19 protein-coding genes are annotated in these 17,548 nt (G+C 59.8%); 17 read left to right on the top strand and 2 right to left on the bottom strand.

The genetic code is table 11. The features are described 5' to 3' along the window. Positions 1-7 precede the first annotated feature (7 nt). Entirely contained in the window at positions 8-388 is a 381-nt protein-coding gene (locus MB824_RS11215) for a ComEA family DNA-binding protein (protein WP_238748619.1), read from the bottom strand. 430 nt (positions 389-818) lie between these two features. Here MB824_RS11215 and MB824_RS11210 point away from each other — a divergent pair, with 430 nt between their 5' ends. The 3 genes from MB824_RS11210 to MB824_RS11200 all read left to right on the top strand — a co-directional run bounded on the left by MB824_RS11210 (position 819) and on the right by MB824_RS11200 (position 3,158). Next, positions 819-2,339, top strand: coding sequence for a sodium-dependent transporter (locus tag MB824_RS11210; RefSeq protein WP_328516374.1), 1,521 nt, complete (start codon positions 819-821; stop codon positions 2,337-2,339). Continuing rightward, positions 2,336-2,428: a methionine/alanine import family NSS transporter small subunit gene (locus tag MB824_RS11205; protein ID WP_238748618.1), complete on the top strand. Its 93-nt coding sequence runs from the start codon at positions 2,336-2,338 to the stop codon at positions 2,426-2,428. Before MB824_RS11210 ends, MB824_RS11205 begins: the two co-directional genes overlap by 4 nt. A gap of 163 nt (positions 2,429-2,591) precedes the next feature. After that, complete coding sequence (locus MB824_RS11200) at positions 2,592-3,158, top strand: NADPH-dependent FMN reductase (RefSeq protein WP_238748617.1); 567 nt, start codon at positions 2,592-2,594, stop codon at positions 3,156-3,158. Between the two features lie 119 nt (positions 3,159-3,277). Here the strand turns inward: MB824_RS11200 and MB824_RS11195 are convergent, their stop codons facing one another. After that, positions 3,278-4,009 (bottom strand): HAD family hydrolase, encoded by a 732-nt coding sequence (locus MB824_RS11195; protein WP_238748616.1) that lies wholly within the window; start codon positions 4,007-4,009, stop codon positions 3,278-3,280. Between the two features lie 349 nt (positions 4,010-4,358). Here MB824_RS11195 and MB824_RS11190 point away from each other — a divergent pair, with 349 nt between their 5' ends. The 14 genes from MB824_RS11190 to MB824_RS11730 form a co-directional block, all read left to right on the top strand. Beyond that, a complete protein-coding gene (locus tag MB824_RS11190; protein WP_238748614.1) occupies positions 4,359-5,468 on the top strand; it encodes an ABC transporter ATP-binding protein in 1,110 nt (369 codons plus the stop codon). A gap of 17 nt (positions 5,469-5,485) precedes the next feature. Then, positions 5,486-6,460: an ABC transporter permease subunit gene (locus MB824_RS11185; protein WP_238748612.1), complete on the top strand. Its 975-nt coding sequence runs from the start codon at positions 5,486-5,488 to the stop codon at positions 6,458-6,460. Next, positions 6,460-7,344: an ABC transporter permease gene (locus MB824_RS11180; RefSeq protein ID WP_238748634.1), complete on the top strand. Its 885-nt coding sequence runs from the start codon at positions 6,460-6,462 to the stop codon at positions 7,342-7,344. Before MB824_RS11185 ends, MB824_RS11180 begins: the two co-directional genes overlap by 1 nt. Positions 7,345-7,552: 208 nt before the next feature. After that, entirely contained in the window at positions 7,553-8,476 is a 924-nt protein-coding gene (locus MB824_RS11175; protein WP_238748633.1) for a dialkylrecorsinol condensing enzyme, read from the top strand. A gap of 8 nt (positions 8,477-8,484) precedes the next feature. Beyond that, positions 8,485-9,639, top strand: a complete 1,155-nt coding sequence (locus MB824_RS11170; protein WP_238748632.1) for a beta-ketoacyl-ACP synthase III — start codon at positions 8,485-8,487, stop codon at positions 9,637-9,639. Further along, positions 9,629-10,048 carry a hypothetical protein gene (locus MB824_RS11165; RefSeq protein ID WP_238748610.1) on the top strand — a complete coding sequence of 140 codons (420 nt, stop codon included), beginning with the start codon at positions 9,629-9,631 and terminating at the stop codon, positions 10,046-10,048. The genes MB824_RS11170 and MB824_RS11165 overlap by 11 nt, the downstream gene beginning before the upstream one ends. Then, positions 10,045-11,046 (top strand): BtrH N-terminal domain-containing protein, encoded by a 1,002-nt coding sequence (locus MB824_RS11160; RefSeq protein WP_238748608.1) that lies wholly within the window; start codon positions 10,045-10,047, stop codon positions 11,044-11,046. The genes MB824_RS11165 and MB824_RS11160 overlap by 4 nt, the downstream gene beginning before the upstream one ends. Further along, entirely contained in the window at positions 11,043-11,960 is a 918-nt protein-coding gene (locus MB824_RS11155) for an ABC transporter ATP-binding protein (RefSeq protein WP_238748606.1), read from the top strand. Before MB824_RS11160 ends, MB824_RS11155 begins: the two co-directional genes overlap by 4 nt. Then, positions 11,960-13,204, top strand: coding sequence for an ABC transporter permease (locus tag MB824_RS11150; protein WP_238748604.1), 1,245 nt, complete (start codon positions 11,960-11,962; stop codon positions 13,202-13,204). The genes MB824_RS11155 and MB824_RS11150 overlap by 1 nt, the downstream gene beginning before the upstream one ends. After that, complete coding sequence (locus MB824_RS11145) at positions 13,204-13,494, top strand: phosphopantetheine-binding protein (RefSeq protein ID WP_238748603.1); 291 nt, start codon at positions 13,204-13,206, stop codon at positions 13,492-13,494. Before MB824_RS11150 ends, MB824_RS11145 begins: the two co-directional genes overlap by 1 nt. Next, positions 13,491-14,555 carry a beta-ketoacyl synthase N-terminal-like domain-containing protein gene (locus tag MB824_RS11140; RefSeq protein WP_238748601.1) on the top strand — a complete coding sequence of 355 codons (1,065 nt, stop codon included), beginning with the start codon at positions 13,491-13,493 and terminating at the stop codon, positions 14,553-14,555. Before MB824_RS11145 ends, MB824_RS11140 begins: the two co-directional genes overlap by 4 nt. Continuing rightward, positions 14,552-15,262, top strand: coding sequence for a hypothetical protein (locus tag MB824_RS11135; protein WP_238748599.1), 711 nt, complete (start codon positions 14,552-14,554; stop codon positions 15,260-15,262). The genes MB824_RS11140 and MB824_RS11135 overlap by 4 nt, the downstream gene beginning before the upstream one ends. Before the next feature lie 313 nt (positions 15,263-15,575). After that, positions 15,576-17,321, top strand: coding sequence for a ShlB/FhaC/HecB family hemolysin secretion/activation protein (locus tag MB824_RS11130; protein ID WP_238748597.1), 1,746 nt, complete (start codon positions 15,576-15,578; stop codon positions 17,319-17,321). Between the two features lie 68 nt (positions 17,322-17,389). After that, the coding region (locus MB824_RS11730; protein ID WP_407659240.1) for an ESPR domain-containing protein at positions 17,390-17,548 on the top strand (159 nt) is incomplete at its 3' end.

The raw sequence follows: 17,548 nt of genomic DNA, 5'->3' as shown, positions 1-17,548 counted from the left end.
GACGGGATTATTTGGCGGCGGGCTTGGCCGGCGCGGCTTTTTCTTTAACGGCTTCTTTGGCTGCGGCGGCTTTGTCGGCTGCTTTACCGGCGGCTTTGCCGGTGGCGGGCTTGGCTGCCGCCGCTTTCGCTGAGCCGGCACCGCCGACTGTCAGCTCGGCGCGGATTTTGTCCAGCCGTTTTTCTTTGATGCCGCTGACTTTGGTCAGATCGTCCACCGATTTAAAGGGGCCGTTGGCTTCGCGGTAGGCAACGATTTTTTCGGCGGTTTTCGCGCCGATGCCTTTAATCGTGGTCAGTTCTTGTGCGGTGGCGGTATTGATATCGACCACGGCGGCGGCAAAGGAAAAGCTCAAAGCGGCAAAAAGGATAAACAACAGTTTTTTCATCATCAGACTCCTGTGACGGTTGTGGAAATTGCGCTCGCCACCGCTTCGGGCGGCAGGCGTGGCGGCAATGTAAACCAGTTTGCCGCATCTTACAAATAAACGGCAGCAATTATTATTAACTGGAAATTTACCGCAGTTTTTTGGCGGCAAAATGCTGCCGGCGCGCTTTTTTCAGGCTGCCTGCGCCGGCTTTTGTCGCACGCGCGCTTGCCGCAGCCGGCCTTTTGTTTTACGATTCAAGCCGCCAATATCGCAAACATTTACATTTAATTACCTGAATCTGCTGCCTTGTGTGCGCTTTTTACACACCGCGGCGCGATATCGGCAAACCATTTTTAGGAGAATCTTTACCGTGTCTGACAACACTACACACACGCCCAATACGCAATCAGGCGAAACTTCTTCCGCATCCGCATGGGAGTCGCCGACAATCGTTACTCCCGACGCGCCGGAGCGTGAAACCTTTTCCAACCGCCGCGCGTTTATGTTTGCCGCCATCGGCTCGGCCGTCGGCTTGGGCAATATCTGGCGCTTTCCTTATGTGGCCTACGAAAACGGCGGCGGGGCGTTTATCCTGCCCTATCTGGTGGCGCTGCTTACCGCCGGCATCCCGCTTTTGTTTCTCGACTACGCCATCGGCCACCGCTACCGCGGCTCGGCGCCGCTGGCATTCCGCCGCATCAGCCGTTACTTTGAAACCTTCGGCTGGTGGCAGGTGCTGATCAACGTCATCATCAGCATTTACTACGCGGTGATTATCGGCTGGGCGGCGAGCTATACCTATTTCTCGCTCGGCGCCGCCTGGGGCGCCGATCCCAGCGCTTTCTTTTTCAGCAATTTTCTGAAAATGGCCGACCATACCGATATCGGGCTGGAATTTGTCGGCAGCGTGGTCGGCCCGCTGATCGGCGTGTGGGTGGCAACCCTGCTGATTCTGGCCTTGGGCGTGCAAAACGGCGTTGCCCGCTCGTCCAGCTTCTTTATGCCGCTGCTGCTGGTAATGTTTGTGGTGCTGGTGGGCGTGTCGCTCACGCTGCCGGGCGCCGCCAAAGGCTTGGACGCGCTGTTCACCCCCGATTGGAGCAAGCTGACCGAGCCCAAAGTATGGGTGGCGGCCTACGGCCAGATTTTCTTCTCGCTTTCCATCTGCTTCGGCATTATGGTTACCTACTCTTCCTATCTGAAGAAAAAATCCGACCTGACCGGCACTGGCATGGTGGTGGGCTTTGCCAACAGCAGCTTTGAACTGCTGGCCGGCCTGGGCGTATTCGCGGCGCTGGGCTTTATGGCTACGGCCGCCGACAAGGAAGTGAGCGAAGTCGCGTCCAACGGCATCGGCCTGGCCTTTATCGCCTTTCCCACCATCATCAGCAAAGCCCCTTTCGGCGCCCTGATCGGCGTACTGTTTTTCGGCTCGCTGGTGTTTGCCGGCCTGACTTCGCTGATTTCGATTCTGGAAGTGGTTATCGCTGCGGTGCAGGACAAAATGGAACTCGGCCGCGTCAGTTCCACCTTTGCCGTCGGCGTGCCGATGGCGGTGGTGTCCACCCTGCTGTTCGGCACCACCACCGGCCTGCCGGTGCTCGACACTTTGGACAAATTCGTCAATACCTACGGCATCGTCGCCGGCGGCGCGCTGTATGTGCTCGCCCTGCTGCTGGCCAAAATGCTGCCGGTGCTGCGCCGGCACATCAACAGCGTGTCTTCGTTCAAAGTCGGCACCCTGTGGATGGTGTGCGTTACCGCCACCGTCGCCGTGCTCGGCTACATGCTGTTCAGCGACACCCGCGAGCTGCTGAAAAACAACTACAGCGGCTATCCCACCGAATTTCTCAACCTGTTCGGCTGGGGCATGGCCGCCGCGCTGCCGCTGCTGGCCATCCTACTGTCGCTGCTGCCCTGGAAGCGCGACACCACCCTGACCGACGACGATAAGGAGAACGGACAATGAGCACCTCCGCCATAATTATGATGGCCGTATCCCTGATAGTAATCTGGGGCGGACTGCTGGTTTCGGTACTGCGCCTGCCCAAAGAATAAACAGGCCGCACCGCTTTTTCAGGCTGCCTAAGCGCACAGCGCTTGGGCAGCCTGAAAAGCGTAAAACCGCCGCTTGACGGGCAAACACCCTTCGCATATAGTCAGTTTCGCTGGGACTAATTCTCAGTTCTTTCGACAACCACACGCCCATACGGAGAGAAAAATGGCAAAGAAAGTCAGCATCCTCGTCGGCAGCCTGCGTAAAGGCTCCTTCGCTCGCAAAGTCGCACAAAACGTCATCCCCATGTTCCCCGCCGGCTACGAAGCCCAAATCGTCGAAATCGGCCACCTGCCGCTGTATAACTTCGATTACGACGACCCCAACGAAACCGATTTCCCCACCCCCGAGAGCTATACCGAATTTCGCGAAACCATCAAAGCATCCGCCGGCGTGCTGTTCGTTACCGCCGAAAACAACCGCACCGTGCCCGCCTGCCTGAAAAACGCGGTGGACATCGGCTCCAAACCGAATGCCGACGTTGCCTGGAAAAAAACGCCCGCCGGCATCATCAGCCACTCGGTAGGCAAAATGGGCGGCTACAGCTCGCAGAAAAACCTGCGCCTGGCGCTTTCCTACTTCGATATGCCGCTTACCGGCCAGCCCGAAGTTTTCCTCGGCAACTCGCCCACCCTGTTTGACGACAACGGCAAACTCATCGAATCCGCCCGCACTTTCGTTCAGGGCTATATCGACCAGCTGGTGGCGCTGATTGAGAAAAACCCCAAATAAACGCGCGCCGAAAAACAAGCGGGCGCCGCAGAAAGTATCTGCGGCGCCCGCTTGTTTTTTCAGGCTGCTTTGGCGTTTTCAGGCAGCCTGAAAACGCCAAAGCAGCCTGAAAGGCCTGGTTAAGGCATTTCGCCCAAAGCGGCGGCAATCTGGCTGGCGGCGGGGGCAATCAGATAATCGCAGCAGCGCATAAAGGCGGTGTCGATCAGGCTGTCGCCCATGCCGATGCTGAGAATGGTGCCGTAGCGGCGGCGGTATTGCTCCTGCAGGCGGCGCACGGCGTGGGCTTTGTCGAGCCAGGGCGGCAGCAGGGCAAGGTTGTTGCCGTTCCAATGCAGCTTTTCGCCGTCGCGCAACTTTCCGCGCAAAACATCAGCGGCGGTTTTCAGGCTGCCCTCGCCGCTTTTAGATTTGACCAGCAGATAACAGGCGATGCCGTAGTCCGCTATCAGGCGGATGTTCCAATCCGCGCTTTCAGGCTGCCTAAACAGCATTTGCTGCAATTCGTCCCAGCGCGGCAGGCAGCCTGAAGCGGCGCGGCGGCTGTTTTCCAACCAGGCTTCATCGGGCGTGCCGTCGGGATGAAGGATAACCGCGCCGTAGTCGATAACCGCATGGCTATCAAAGGGCAGCGCCACGCGGCGGAAACTGTCGTGGTTGCGGGCGGTTACCGGCACCACTAGCGCGTGCTGCCACCAGTGTGCCAGCCATTGCTGCTGCACGGGCGATGCGTAGGAAATCGGGCTGCCGTCGGCCAAAAAGGCGGCGGCTTGGTAGTCGGGAGCGGGCGGCGCTTTGCGCTTGGAAACGAAAAGGGTGTCGTCCAAATCGGTAAACAGGATGGTCTGCATAGCGAAAACGGCTTTCAGGCTGCCTGAAAAAAGTGCGCATTATACGGTGCCGGAGAACAGCGGCAAAAGGATGAAAAACCACCGCTATCCGTTTCATTGCAAACACGGTTTTGCGGCAAATTTAACCAATATTAACCGTTTTGCTTGCCCTTACCCCCCTACTGCACTACAATCCCGCGCTTTTGAAAATCAGCTGGGCGAAAGCCGCTAAACAGCCTGCCGGATTCATATAACCTTCAAAGGTTTAGCAATCATCTGCTGTCCAAAGCAATCTAACAGCCAGTGTTTCCACTCCACACCTGCGGTTCGGCGCATGCCGGCCGCACTTTGTCCTTATGGAGCATTGTCCATGGCTAGCAAACCACCCTATCTGCAAATCAAAGGTCTGGTGAAAAAATTCGGCGACAACACCGCCGTCAACCACATCGACCTGGATATCGAACAACACGAAATCTTCGCCCTGCTCGGCAGCTCGGGCAGCGGCAAATCGACGCTGCTGCGGATGCTCGCCGGCATGGAAACGCCTTCTTCGGGCCACATTATTCTCGACGGCCAGGACATCACCGCCCTGGCGCCCTACGAGCGCCCCATCAATATGATGTTCCAAAGCTACGCGCTGTTTCCGCACATGACGGTGGAGCAGAACATCGCCTACGGCCTGAAGCAGGACAAAATGCCCAAGGACGAAATCGCCGCCCGCGTAGAAGAAATGCTGCGGCTGGTGCAGATGCCGCAGTACGCCAAGCGCAAGCCGCACCAGCTCTCCGGCGGCCAGCAGCAGCGCGTCGCCCTTGCCCGATCGCTGGCCAAGCGGCCGAAGCTCTTGCTGTTGGACGAACCCTTGGGCGCGCTCGACAAAAAACTGCGCCAGCAAACCCAGCTTGAGCTGGTGAACACGCTGGAGAAAGTAGGCGTAACCTGCATTATGGTAACCCACGACCAGGAAGAAGCGATGACCATGGCCACCCGCGTGGCGATTATGTCCGACGGCGAACTCAAACAGGTCGATACCCCCAGCAATATCTACGACTACCCCAACAGCCGCTTCACCGCCGAATTTATCGGCGAAACCAATATCTTTGAAGGCAAAATCGTCCACAAAGACGACGCGCACGCGCTGGTGGACTGCCCCGAGCTGCCGGCCAAAGTCTATACCGACCAGGCCTGCGACGCCGAAGTCGGCCAGAGCATCTGGATTTCCATCCGCCCCGAAGACATCGACCTGCACAAGGAAAAACCCGCCCACCGCGACACCCACAACTGGGCGCACGGCAAAGTGAAAGACATCGCCTATTTGGGCAGCTTCGCCATCTACCACGTGCAGATGCCCAACGGCCGCATCATCAAAAGCCAGGTGCCCGCGCCCTACTGGTACGTGCGCAACCTTACGCCGCCCACCTGGGGCGAAGAAGTCTATCTGGACTGGCCGGAAAACCAGCCCACCCCGCTGACCCGCTGACATAAGGCAGCCTGAAAATGACCCACAACCCGAAAAAACCGCGCGGTGGCCTGAAATTCGGACGCAAAACGCTGATCGGCATCCCCGCGCTGTGGCTGGTGCTGATGTTCCTGCTGCCGTTTCTGACGGTGCTGAAAATCAGCTTTGCCGAGCAGGCCGACACCATTCCGCCCTTCACGCCGCTGTTTATGGCCGACCCCGCAGGCGGTGCCGCCAAGCTGCATCTGGTTAGCCAAAACTACGCCGAAATCTTCAGCGACTTCGGCGCGTCCGTAGCTGCGCTGGCCAACCCGCTGGGCGGCGAAGTACCCAATATCTACGTCCACACCTACTGGCTGTCGATCAAAACCGCGCTCACCACCACTCTGATCTGCCTGCTGCTGGGCTACCCGATGGCCTATGCCATCGCCCGTGTCCGCCCCGAGCGGCGCAACACGCTTTTGATGATGATTATGCTGCCCTTCTGGACTTCGCTGCTACTGCGCGTTTATGCCTGGATGGGGCTGCTCAGCAGCAACGGCATCATCAACAACCTGCTGATCAAGGCCGGCCTGATCAGCGAGCCGCTCAATATGTTTTACAACACCTTTTCGCTGAATCTGGTGATGGTTTACGCCTATCTGCCGTTTATGATCCTGCCGCTCTACAGCCATCTGGTGAAAATGGACCACCGCCTGCTCGAAGCGGCCGCCGATTTAGGCGCCCATCCGGTCAAAGCCTTTTTCAGCATCACCCTGCCGCTCTCCAAAAGCGGCATCATCGCCGGCTCGATGCTGGTATTCATCCCTTCGGTGGGCGAATACGTGATTCCCGACCTGGTGGGCGGCCCCGACAACTCGATGATCGGCAAAACCCTGTGGCAGGTGTTCTCCGGCCTCAACAACTGGCCGCTCGCCTCCGCACTGGCGGTGGTGATGGTGCTGATTCTGGTGGTGCCGATGATGCTGTTCCAGCGCTTTGAAGAGCGCGAACTGGAAAAAGGAGCGGAATGATGAGCCGGCAAAAACAAAAATCCTCGCTGTTTCTGAAAACCATGCTGCTGCTGGGAATGGCCTTTCTCTACATGCCGCTGGGACTGCTGATTTTCTATTCGTTCAACAAATCCAAGCTGGTAACCGTGTGGGGCGGCTTCTCCACCCGCTGGTATCTCAAGCTGATGAAAAACAGCGAAATCTGGAACGCCGCCCTGTTGTCGCTGAAAATCGCCGTCGTCTCCTCGCTGGCCGCCGTCGTGCTCGGCGTACTCGCCGGCTACGCGCTGGCGCGCTTCAAACGCTTCCGCGGCCGCACCGTTTTCGCCGGCATGGTTTCCGCGCCGATGGTGATGCCCGACATCATCACCGGCATCTCCATGCTGCTCCTGATTACCCAGGTGCAGAGCATGCTGCAGGGCGTTTACAGCGGCGCCGGCGAATGGCAGCGCGGCTTTTTCACCATTTTCCTCGGCCACGCCACCCTGTGCATGGCCTACGTTACCGTCGTCATCCGCTCGCGGCTGATGGAGCTTGACCAGTCGCTCGAAGAAGCGGCGATGGACTTGGGCGCGCGGCCGCTGAAAATCTTTTTCACCATCACCCTGCCGTTGATTGCCCCCGCCATCGCCTCCGGCTTTTTGCTCGGCATCACCCTGTCGCTCGACGACTACGTCATCGCCTCCTTCCTGTCCGGCCCCGGCTCGATGACCCTGCCGCAGGTGATTTTCGGCAAAATCAAACTCGGCCTCGACCCGCAGATGAACGCGCTGGCAACGATTATGATCGGCATCGTCGGCACGCTGGTGATGCTGATCAACTACCTCACCATGCGCCACACCGTGCGCCGCGAACGCGAAATGGCCAAACTGCACGCCATGGCGCTCGCCCGCGACTCGCAGTAAACCGGCAGCAGGCAGCCTGAAAACCCGTTTCAGGCTGTTTTAAACCTTTTCAGGCTGCCTCAAAAGGCAGCCTGAAAAATAAAAAATACGTTTTCTCAAATATTTGCACACAAACCACCCAACGGCGGCGGTAGGCAGCCTGAATTTGACCACCCATGATTTTAAAAATAAAATGCCGCGCCTGCCCGCCACCGAACCGAAAACACACATGCCCGCCCCGCCTTTCCGGATTTTACTGGTTTCCTATTCGCAAACCGGCCAGCTTTCACGCCTGGCCGGCCATTTCATTGCCCCTTGCGAAGGCGCGGACAACATCGAAATCGAACAGCTTGCGCTCAAACCGCGGCAGCCCTTTCCCTTTCCCTGGCGTTTCGGCCGTTTTTTCGACACCTTCCCCGAAACCGTGCGCCTGCAGCCGCAACCCATTGAAACGCCCGAGTTCCGGCACGAGCGCTACAATTTGGTGGTGCTGGCCTACACTGTATGGTTTTTGTCGCCCTCGCAGCCGGTCTGCGCCTTTTTGCAGCACCCCGCGGCGCAGCGCATTCTGGCCGGCACGCCGGTTATCACGCTAATCGGCTGCCGCAATATGTGGCTGATGGCGCAGGAAGAAGTGAAAAAACTGCTCTCACAGGCCGGCGCGAAGCTGGTGGGCAATATCGTCAAAACCGACCAGAGCGATGCCTGGTCGAGTTTCGCCACCACCCCGCTGTGGATGATGACCGGCAACAAACACCCCTACCGCTGGCTGCCCAGCGCCGGCATCGCCGAACGTGAAATTCTCGATATGGCGCGCTTCGGCGGCAGGCTCAAGCAGGTGCTGGATGCCGGCGGCACGCCCGACGAAACCCTGTTCCGCGGCATGGGCGCGGTGAAAATCGACGAAAAACTGATGATGAGCGAAGCCGTCGGCCGCCGCAGCTTCCGCCTGTGGGGCGCGCTGCTGATCGGCTGCGGCCGCATCTCGCCGCTGCTGCGCCGCGCGGTGCTTTATATATATGTCGTGTTTCTGCTGCTGATGATTGTAACCGTCGTCCCGCTGAGCGCGCTGCTCAGAATCCTGCTCAAACCGCTGACCCAACAAAAATTATCCAGGCTGCGCCGCTATTACGCGCAGCCTTCGGGAGAATAATGCAAACCATGCAGCCTGAAGTCTATATCCGCAAACTGTCGGCCGTGCTGCCCAACGCGCCGGTCGGCAACGACCAGATGGAAGCGGTGCTGGGCATGGTCGGCGGCCTGCCTTCGCGCGTGCGCAGAACCATTCTGCGCTCCAACGCCATCACCAGCCGCCATTACGCCGTCGATCCGCAAACCGGCCGCGCCACCCACACCAATACCGAGCTGGCCGCCGCCGCAGTGTCGGCGCTGTTTGACGAGAGCTTTGCCGCCGCCGACATGCAGTGCCTAAGCTGCGGCACGTCCTATCCCGACCAAATCCTGCCCGGCCACGGCGTGATGGTGCACGGCCTGGTGGCAAACGCCCCGCCCTGTGAAGTCGCCAGCCTTTCCGGCGTGTGCGTGGCGGGCATGGCGGCGATGAAATATGCCTACCAGAGCATCCGCAGCGGCGAGCACCGCCATGCGGTTGCCGTCGCATCCGAATGCGCCTCGGCGGTGATGCGCGGCGACAACTTCCGCGCCGAAATCGAAAGCCGCGATTGGGAAAACGCCCGCCCCGAAATCGCTTTTGAAAAAGACTTCCTGCGCTGGATGCTCTCCGACGGTGCCGGCGCCGCCCATCTTTGCGACAGTCCCAACCCGCGCGGCATCAGCCTGAAAATCCGCTGGATCGAGCTGGTGTCCTACGCCAACGAAATGCCGGTGTGCATGTATGCCGGCGGCGAAGTGCGCAACGGCCGCTTTGTCGGCTGGAAAGAAGTCGATGCCCAAGAACGCGAGCGCTGCAGCATGATGGCGGTCAAGCAGGATGTGAAACTGCTGAACGAAAACATCGTTGCCTACACCGTAGAAAAAGCACTGGCGCGCGCACTGGCCAAACACGGCCTTCAGGCTGCCGAAGTCGATTACTTCCTGCCGCACTACTCTTCCGGCTTTTTCCGCGACAAACTCGCCGCCGGACTGGCAAACGCCGGCTTCGCCATTCCGCAGGAAAAATGGTTTACCAATCTCGCCGAAAAAGGCAACACCGGCTCGGCTTCCATCTACATCATTCTCGAAGAATTCATGCGCCGCTTCCCGCTGCGCCACGGCCAGAACATCCTGTGCTACATCCCCGAGAGCGGGCGTTTTTCTTCCTGCTTTATGCTGCTGGAGGCGGTTGATGCGGGTTGAAGACATTCCACAGGACGACAGCAAAACCTACAACGGCCAGCGCAAAGTCATCTACGGCACGCGCAACGGCCGCTACGAAGCCGCCACCAGCACCGGCTGGCAGGACGAAGCCTACGCCACCGAGCAAGCGGTGGCCGAGTTGGACGGCCTGATCGAACACGCCCGCAGCGAAGTGGCCGCCGGCCGCCGCTCGCCGCTGTATTTTTATATGTATTTCTTTCGCCACGACGAGCGCTCGCTCGCGCAGGCCGCCGGCGTGTGGCGCTGGCAGCTGCGCCGCCATTTCCGCCCCGAAGTCTTCGCGCGCCTGAACGCCAAAACGCTGGCGCGCTACGCCGAAGCCTTCCAAATCCCCGCCGAACAACTTTTCAGGCTGCCTGAAACCCCTTTATTTTCCGCCGAACCATGAGTGCATTCGTCCACCAGCATACCGCCCACTGCGAAAGCGGGGTGATGAGCACCCTGCTCAAATCGCAGGGCACCGACCTGAACGAAGCGATGGTTTTCGGTCTGGCCGGCGCCCTGACTTTCGTTTATCTGCCGGTGGTCAAAATCAACGGCCTGCCGCTGGTTTCCTACCGCATGCCGCCGCGCGGCATCATCAAAAACGTCTGCCGCTCGCTCGGCATCCGCCTGAAGGTACGCAAATTCCGTTCGCCCGCCGCCGGCATGCGCGCGCTGGACGAAGCGCTGGCCGCAGGCCAGCTGGTCGGCCTGCAGACTTCGGTGTTCTGGCTGCCCTACTTCCCCAAAGAGATGCGCTTTCATTTCAACGCCCACAACCTGCTGGTGTACGGCAAGGACGGCGGCGACTACCTGATCAGCGATCCGGTATTCGAAACCGTGCAGCGCTGCGCCGCCGCCGATTTGCAGCGCGCCCGTTTCGCCAAAGGCGCGCTGGCGGCCAAAGGGCTGATGTTCACGATCGAAAAGCAGCCTGAAAACGCCGAAACCCTGGCTTTCAGGCTGCCCCAACTCTTACGCCGCGCCATCCGCAAAAACGCCAAACATATGCTGGCGCCGGTATTTTTCGTCGGCGTGCGCGGCATCCGCACCGTTGCCAAACGCATCGCCGCGCTCGGCGGCTGCTCCGAACACGACGCCAAACTCTATCTCGGCCACTTGGTGCGCATGCAGGAAGAAATCGGCACCGGCGGCGCGGGCTTTCGCTATCTCTACGCCTATTTTCTCGAACAGGCCGCGCAGGTATGCGCCGATTCCGCCTTTCAGGCTGCCTCCGAGCGCATGACCGCCATCGGCGACCAATGGCGCGCTTTTGCCGCCCGCTGCGTCAAACAGTGCCGCAAACCCGACCCGCAAGGCTACGCCAAACTGGCCGCCGAGCTGCGCGCCATCGCCGACGCTGAAGAAGCGCTGTGGCGCGAGCTGGCAAAGGCGGCGGCATGATACGGGTGCGCGCGCTCAGCCATCGCTATCCGCAGGCCGACGGCTACGCCCTGCGCGATATCTCGCTAGACATCGCCGAAGGCGCGGCGCTCGGCCTGCTCGGCCCCAACGGCGCCGGCAAAACCACGCTGATGTCGCTGCTCACCGGCCTGCAGGAATGCCGGCAGGGCGAAATCACTTTCGACGGCACCCCCTTTTCCCGTCTCAGCCGCAAAGCGCGCCACCAAATCTCGCTGGTGCCGCAAGACTTTGCCTTCTATCCGCTACTGAGCGTGCGCGACAACCTGTCTTTTTTCGCCTCGCTTTACGGCCGCAAAGACCGCGCCTATCTCAACAGCCTGATCGAACGCTGCGGGCTGTCCCCGCACGCCGCCAAGCAGGCGCGCCACCTTTCCGGCGGGCTGAAGCGGCGGCTCAATTTCGCCATCGGGCTGGTCAACCGGCCGCGGGTGGTGTTTCTCGACGAAATCACCGTCGGCATCGACCCGCAGTCGCGCCGCTTTATTCTTGAGAGCGTGGCCGAACTCAACCGCAGCGGCGTTACCATCGTCTATACCTCGCACTATCTGCAGGAAATCGAGCTGCTGTGCCGCGATCTGGTGCTGCTGGATAACAGCCGCTGCGTCTATCAGGGCGCGCTCGCCGACATCCTGCGCCGGCACGGCGGCCGCCTGCTGCTGCACACCGAACCGCCGCTGTCGCCGGCAGACGCCGCAGCCTTTGCCGCAACCCCCGCAGCCGGCGGCGGCGTCGCTATCGACAGCAGGCAGCCTGAAAACGTTTTGGCGGCGCTGGCGGCGAAAAACTACCGCATCAGCGCCTGCCGTTTCGGCTTCAGCTCGCTGGAAGATTTTTATCTCGACTTTCTCGACGGCAAAACCGGTAGCACGAACACTACGGAAGGGGAAGGCTGATGCTGTTTTCGTCCGTAATCAAAGAATTCAAGCTGCTGCTGCGCGATTTGCACGGGCTGGCGGTGCTGTTTGTGATGCCGATTCTGTTTGTGCTGATTATGTCGGCCGCGCTCAGCGACAGCCAAGAAAACCCGCTGCGCGACGCCAAAATCGTGCTGGCGGGCAGCGCCGACAGCCGGCTTGATGAAAACCTGTTCGCCGCGCTCGAAGGCGAAGGGCTGAACGTGCGTTTTGTCGAAACCCACCGCCTTGCCGCTTTTCAGGCTGCCTTGCAGCGGGGCGAAACCGACCTGCTGCTGTTTAACCCGAACAGCGAAGAAACGCCACTGGACAAAGAGAAGCCGCTGCGCCTGTGGCTGAGCCCCGACACCGACCGCGCCCGCCTGCTCGCCATCAAGGGCATGGTGGAAAAACACTACACCGCCGAGCGGCTGAACCTGTATCTGGACGGCAGCGAAGTGAAGCTCAAAGGCAAATCGCCGCTGGTGCGCGAAGTGGAAAAAGAAGCCAACCACCAGCTCGACGACAAATTCGCCGGCATCAACGCCTATCTCGAGCGCGAAGCGTGGCAGGAAACCTATCTCAACCACGGCGGCAAGGAAGTGGTGCGCCCCAATTCGGTGCAGCACAGCGTGCCGGCCTGGCTGATTTTCGGCATGTTTTTCATCATGATTCCGCTCTCCAACGTAATGGCGATGGAACGCCAGACCAATACCATCACCCGCCTGCGCATGGCGCGAGTGCCGGCGGGCAAACTGATTGCCGCCAAGCTGATTCCGTATTTCCTGATTAACCAGCTGCAGTTTGCCGGCATGCTCGCGCTCGGCCGCTGGGTGCTGCCCAAGCTCGGCATGCCCGCCCTGCAGCTTTCAGGCTGCCTTGGCGTGTATGCGATGCTCGCCGCCGCCGTCAGCCTCGCCGCGCTGGGCTACGGCCTGCTGGTCAGCGTGGTGGCGCGCAGCACCGAACACGCGGTGGTGCTCGGCGGCGGCGGCATCATCATCATGGCGGCGCTCGGCGGCATTATGGTGCCGACTTATGTGATGCCGGACATCATGCAGACCGTCGCCCAATTTTCGCCGATGGGCTGGGCGCTCTCCGGCTTCCAAACCCTGCTGCTGCGGCAGGCCGGGCTGGAGCAGATTCTGCCGGTGCTCGGCCGGCTCGCCGCCTTCGGCCTGCTGACGCTTACCGCCGCCGCCGCTGTTTACCGCGGGCAACTGAAAAAACAAGTGAGATTCTGATGGCCTACCGATTCACGCTCGAACATCCGGCGCTGGAGTACGAGCTGAAAAAACTGATTATCCGCGAAGCCGAACGCGACGACTGGACGCCCGAAGATTTGTCCGACACCGAAGCGCTGTTCGGCGAACACAGTCGCATCGCCCTCGATTCGCTCGATGCGCTGCAAATCTGCGTGGCGCTGCAACGCCACTTCGGCGTGCGCCTCAACGGCGACCGCATGGTGCGCCGCCACATGACCGACGTTGCCGCGCTGGCCGCCTTCGTGCGCGCCGAACGGCAGGGCGCATGAGCGTTACCGTCCGCGCCGCACGGATCGGCGGCGGCGCTTCGCGCAGGGTGATGCTGGACGCTTCGCCGTGGTCGGGACTCGGCGCCGATGCCGTCCTGCCCTATTTCCAAAAGTTCCCGCAAAAGCGGCTGACGCTGCCTGAAACCGCCCGACTGGTACACACGCTACTGGCCGACACCGCCGCCGCGGCCGGCTGGGATCAGGCTGCTTTGGCCGACACGCCGCTGATGCTCGGCTCCACCAGCTATGCCCTGCCCGACTGCGAAGCCGAAATCGCCGAGCACGGCGCACTCTCCTATTCCGACTACACGCTTACCGGCATGGCCGACCTGCTGCGCGCTGCCACCGGCAACCGCCAGATTTACACGTTTGCCACGTCCTGCACTTCCTCGGCGCAAGCGCTGGTGCACGCGGTGCGAATGCTGGAAAACGGCTGGATCAAACGCGCGCTGGTGGTCGGCTTTGAAAGTTTCAACCGCTACACTTTCGACCATTTCGCCACTATGAACCTGCTGGCCGCCGACGACTACCTGCCGTTTTCAGGCTGCCCCGGCATGGTGCTGGGCGAAGGACTGGCCTGTTTGGCGCTGGAGCGCAGCAGTCCAAACGAAAAAGGCTGCCGCATCATCGCCACCGCCACCGCCGCCGACAGCCGCGATCTGACCAATACCGATCCCGCCGTTTTGTCCGAGCTGATTGACCGCTGCCTGCAGCAGGCCGGCGTCGCGGCCGACAGCATCCGCGCCGTTAAAGTCCATGCTGTCGGCGGTGCCGGCGACAACGGCGAGCAGGCAGTGTTACGCGAAAAGCTGCCTGAAAGCCGCTGGATACTGGCCAAACCCTATTTCGGCCACACGCTGGGCGCCAGCGGCGCCATGGAAAGCGCCTGGCTGTGGCAGCAGCTGCAGCAGGGCATCCTGCCCGAAATCCCCCACCCGCCAGCCTACCGCAGCCTGCCGCTGGCGCACGGCGCACCGCTGGCCGACGGGCTGTATCTCAACTATTTTCTCGGCTTCGGCGGCAGCGCCGCCGCTTGGCTGATGCGCTGGAGCCGACCGTGAACCCCGACCATCCCCCGCTGTATCTCCAAGCCTGCCATCACCGCAATTTTTCAGGCTGCGACGACAAAGCCCTGCGCGGCAGCCTGAAAGATTACGGCATCGACGGCAAGCGCCTCAGCCGTTTCAGCCTGATGTCGCTGCTGGCCGCCATGCCGCTGGCCGGACAAATCGGCGCCGACTGCAGCATCATCCTGACCGCCCCGTTTTCCTCGCCCCGCCGCTTTTTGCCGACTTTTCTCCAGCACGCCCAAGACGGCACCCCCAGCCCGCTCGGGTTTGCCGCCAGTCTCCACAACGCTCCGGCCTTCCAATTGGCACAAGCCCTGGGCAGCCGCGTCGGCATGATTTTTCTCGCTACCGACGAACACAATTTCTGGCAGCCGCTGTGGCTCGGCATCAACGACCTGCTGGCCGGCAGCGCCAAACAATGCTGCATCAGCTGGCTGTACGAAACCCCAAACCCGGCCGCCAATGAAGCAGAACACGCCGTCAGCCTGCTATTATCCGCCACAGCACCCGATACGCCCTCTGCCGCCACCATACGCATCGCCACCGATGCCGCCCCCTGCACGCCCGATTTGTCTGCCACCGCAAACGCAACCTATCCCGCCCTGCTGTCACGCTGGGCCGCCGCTTTATCCGCCGATGAAACTCTGATACTCAGCGACCGCGGCCTGCCGCCCAAGCTGCGGATTATGCTGCGCTGAAACTTTTTACCGGCAGCCTGAAAACGGCAGCCGGATATTCCAAAAGGCAGCCTGAAAAGTTTTCAGGCTGCCTTCTGCAAAAACTAACAGTGTTTTACACAACAGCTTAAGAAAAATAAGCCGGCAATATCTCAACCGCCGCATCCCTTTCAGGCTGCCATAAGGCTTCACAGTATTGTTCTTGAAAATCTTCAGCTGCTGCAAACAGCACCAGACGTCCATGGATAAAAGTTAAGAAATTGACATTTTATCAATGATTTTGTAAAATTTAGTGAATTTATTTTCAAGTAGAAAATATACTTGGTTTAAGATCATGTCCGCCATACACACCCATCTGAGTTTAGCTGTTTTGGCAGCCTTTTCTTTTCAGGCTGCACTTGCCGATACCATTGAAGAAAGCGAATCCAGACGTCAGGAAATGCGACGCCGGCAGCAGGAGCAGCAGCTGCAGCGCGAAGTCGATGTGCGTTTGGACGATACGCGGCAAAGCACGCTTACTCCGTCTGCGGCCGAATCGGCCGAATCCCCCTGTTTCCCCATTCATACCGTTACCCTGACCGGCGATGCTGCCGGCCGTTTTCAGTTTGCACTTAAAAAAGCCTTGAAAGAAACCGGCTTCCAATCGGGGCAATGTTTGGGTGCGCAAGGTATCAACCGCATGATGGTTGCGGCACAAAACGCCGTTATCGGCCACGGCTATACCACTACCCGTATTTTGGCTGCACCGCAGGATTTAAACAGCGGAACTTTGGAATTAACCGTTTTGCCCGGCAAAGTGCGCTCGGTTCGCACTGATACTTCGCACAACGACCAAACCCGTGCCGCGCGCATTGCCGCCTTTCAAAACGAAATTCCGTTGAAAGGCGGCGATATTCTGAATCTGCGCCGTATCGAGCAAGGGCTGGAAAATCTCAAACGCGTACCCACCGCGGAAGCCGATATTCAAATCGTTCCCGCCGATGCGCCTGATGAAAGCGACATCGTTGTTGCCTGGCGGCAGCGGCTGCTGCCCTACCGCCTGTCGCTCGGTGTGGACGACTCCGGCAGCAAAACCACCGGCAAATACCAAGGCAGCCTGACTTTCTCTGCCGACAACCCTTTCGGCTTGAGCGATCTGTTTTATCTGTCCTACGGCCGCCATCTCGGCCATACCGACGCCCATACCGACTCCGAGGGCAAAAAAACCGCCGGCGGCACCCAAAGCTACGCCTTTCACTATTCCGTTCCCGCGGGCAACTGGCTGTGGAGCTGGAACCACAACTACTACCGCTACCACCAGGCTGTAGCGGGTATCAATGAAGTATATGACTACAACGGCAAAAGCCGCGGCAGCGACATCGGATTTACCCGCCTGCTGTACCGTGATGCGCGGCGCAAGAGCCATATCGGCTTCAAACTGTGGCAGAAAGAAAACCAAAGTTTTATCGATGATGCCGAAGTCGAAGTACAGCGCCGTAAAACCGCCGGTTGGCAGTTGAGCCTGAAACACAAGGAATACATCGGCCGCAGCACTTTGGATATTGGTCTTGCCTACAAGCGCGGCACCGGTATGGCCGATGCCATTGCCGCCCCTGAAGAGGTGTTTGATGAAGGCACTTCGAGAATGAAGGTAATCACTGCCGACATCAGCTATAACCACCCCTTCCAAATCGGCCGGCAGCACTTCGTATACGACACCGCCCTGCACGCCCAATGGAATAAAACCCCGCTGACGCCTTTGGACAAAATCGCCATCGGCGGCCGCTACACCGTTCGCGGCTTCGACGGCGAAAGCTCGCTGTCGGCCGAGCGCGGCTGGTACTGGCGCAACGAAGTCGCCTGGTCTTTCAAACCCGCCCACCAGTTTTATCTGGCACTAGACGGCGGCCACGTATCCGGCGACTCGGCGCAATACCTGCTGGGGCAAACCCTGATTGGCGCCGCCGCCGGTCTGCGCGGCCAGTTCCAAGCAGGCGGCAGCCTGAATTACGACCTGTTTGCCGGCAAACCGATTAAAAAACCGCAAGGCTTTAGCAAACGTACCGCCGTTTTCGGCTTCAACCTAAACTATTCGTTTTAACCGGAGAAAACGCGGGCACCGCCTGCATTTAGGCTGCCTGTTTTCCATTTCCATACGGACGTAAGAACATGAACAAACACCGCCATAAAATCGTTTTCAACCGTCGCCGCGGCATTCTGATGGCCGTAGCCGAGACCGCAGTCGGGCAGGGCAAAAGTCCCGGCGAGCGCTCAGGCGGAGAAACCGGTGGCGGTAACGGCAGTCTAAAAACCCATTCAGGCTGTCGT

The organism is Kingella pumchi (assembly GCF_022288825.1).
GTDB lineage: Bacteria > Pseudomonadota > Gammaproteobacteria > Burkholderiales > Neisseriaceae > Kingella_D > Kingella_D pumchi.
Note: the sequence above shows the minus strand (reverse complement) of the source record. Positions and strands in the feature narration are given on the sequence as shown.

Bases quoted from the DNA above. Each gene is read 5' to 3' on its own strand.
- MB824_RS11175 (WP_238748633.1), top strand. From the start codon at position 7,553: ATGCCCGCCCCGCCTTTCCGGATTTTACTGGTTTCCTATTCGCAAACC.
- MB824_RS11140 (WP_238748601.1), top strand. From the start codon at position 13,491: ATGAGCGTTACCGTCCGCGCCGCACGGATCGGCGGCGGCGCTTCGCGC.
- MB824_RS11200 (WP_238748617.1), top strand. From the start codon at position 2,592: ATGGCAAAGAAAGTCAGCATCCTCGTCGGCAGCCTGCGTAAAGGCTCC.
- MB824_RS11160 (WP_238748608.1), top strand. From the start codon at position 10,045: ATGAGTGCATTCGTCCACCAGCATACCGCCCACTGCGAAAGCGGGGTG.
- MB824_RS11150 (WP_238748604.1), top strand. From the start codon at position 11,960: ATGCTGTTTTCGTCCGTAATCAAAGAATTCAAGCTGCTGCTGCGCGAT.
- MB824_RS11185 (WP_238748612.1), top strand. From the start codon at position 5,486: ATGACCCACAACCCGAAAAAACCGCGCGGTGGCCTGAAATTCGGACGC.
- MB824_RS11145 (WP_238748603.1), top strand. From the start codon at position 13,204: ATGGCCTACCGATTCACGCTCGAACATCCGGCGCTGGAGTACGAGCTG.
- MB824_RS11195 (WP_238748616.1), bottom strand. From the start codon at position 4,009: ATGCAGACCATCCTGTTTACCGATTTGGACGACACCCTTTTCGTTTCC.
- MB824_RS11155 (WP_238748606.1), top strand. From the start codon at position 11,043: ATGATACGGGTGCGCGCGCTCAGCCATCGCTATCCGCAGGCCGACGGC.
- MB824_RS11205 (WP_238748618.1), top strand. From the start codon at position 2,336: ATGAGCACCTCCGCCATAATTATGATGGCCGTATCCCTGATAGTAATC.
- MB824_RS11165 (WP_238748610.1), top strand. From the start codon at position 9,629: ATGCGGGTTGAAGACATTCCACAGGACGACAGCAAAACCTACAACGGC.
- MB824_RS11170 (WP_238748632.1), top strand. From the start codon at position 8,485: ATGCAGCCTGAAGTCTATATCCGCAAACTGTCGGCCGTGCTGCCCAAC.
- MB824_RS11180 (WP_238748634.1), top strand. From the start codon at position 6,460: ATGAGCCGGCAAAAACAAAAATCCTCGCTGTTTCTGAAAACCATGCTG.
- MB824_RS11130 (WP_238748597.1), top strand. From the start codon at position 15,576: ATGTCCGCCATACACACCCATCTGAGTTTAGCTGTTTTGGCAGCCTTT.
- MB824_RS11190 (WP_238748614.1), top strand. From the start codon at position 4,359: ATGGCTAGCAAACCACCCTATCTGCAAATCAAAGGTCTGGTGAAAAAA.
- MB824_RS11215 (WP_238748619.1), bottom strand. From the start codon at position 388: ATGAAAAAACTGTTGTTTATCCTTTTTGCCGCTTTGAGCTTTTCCTTT.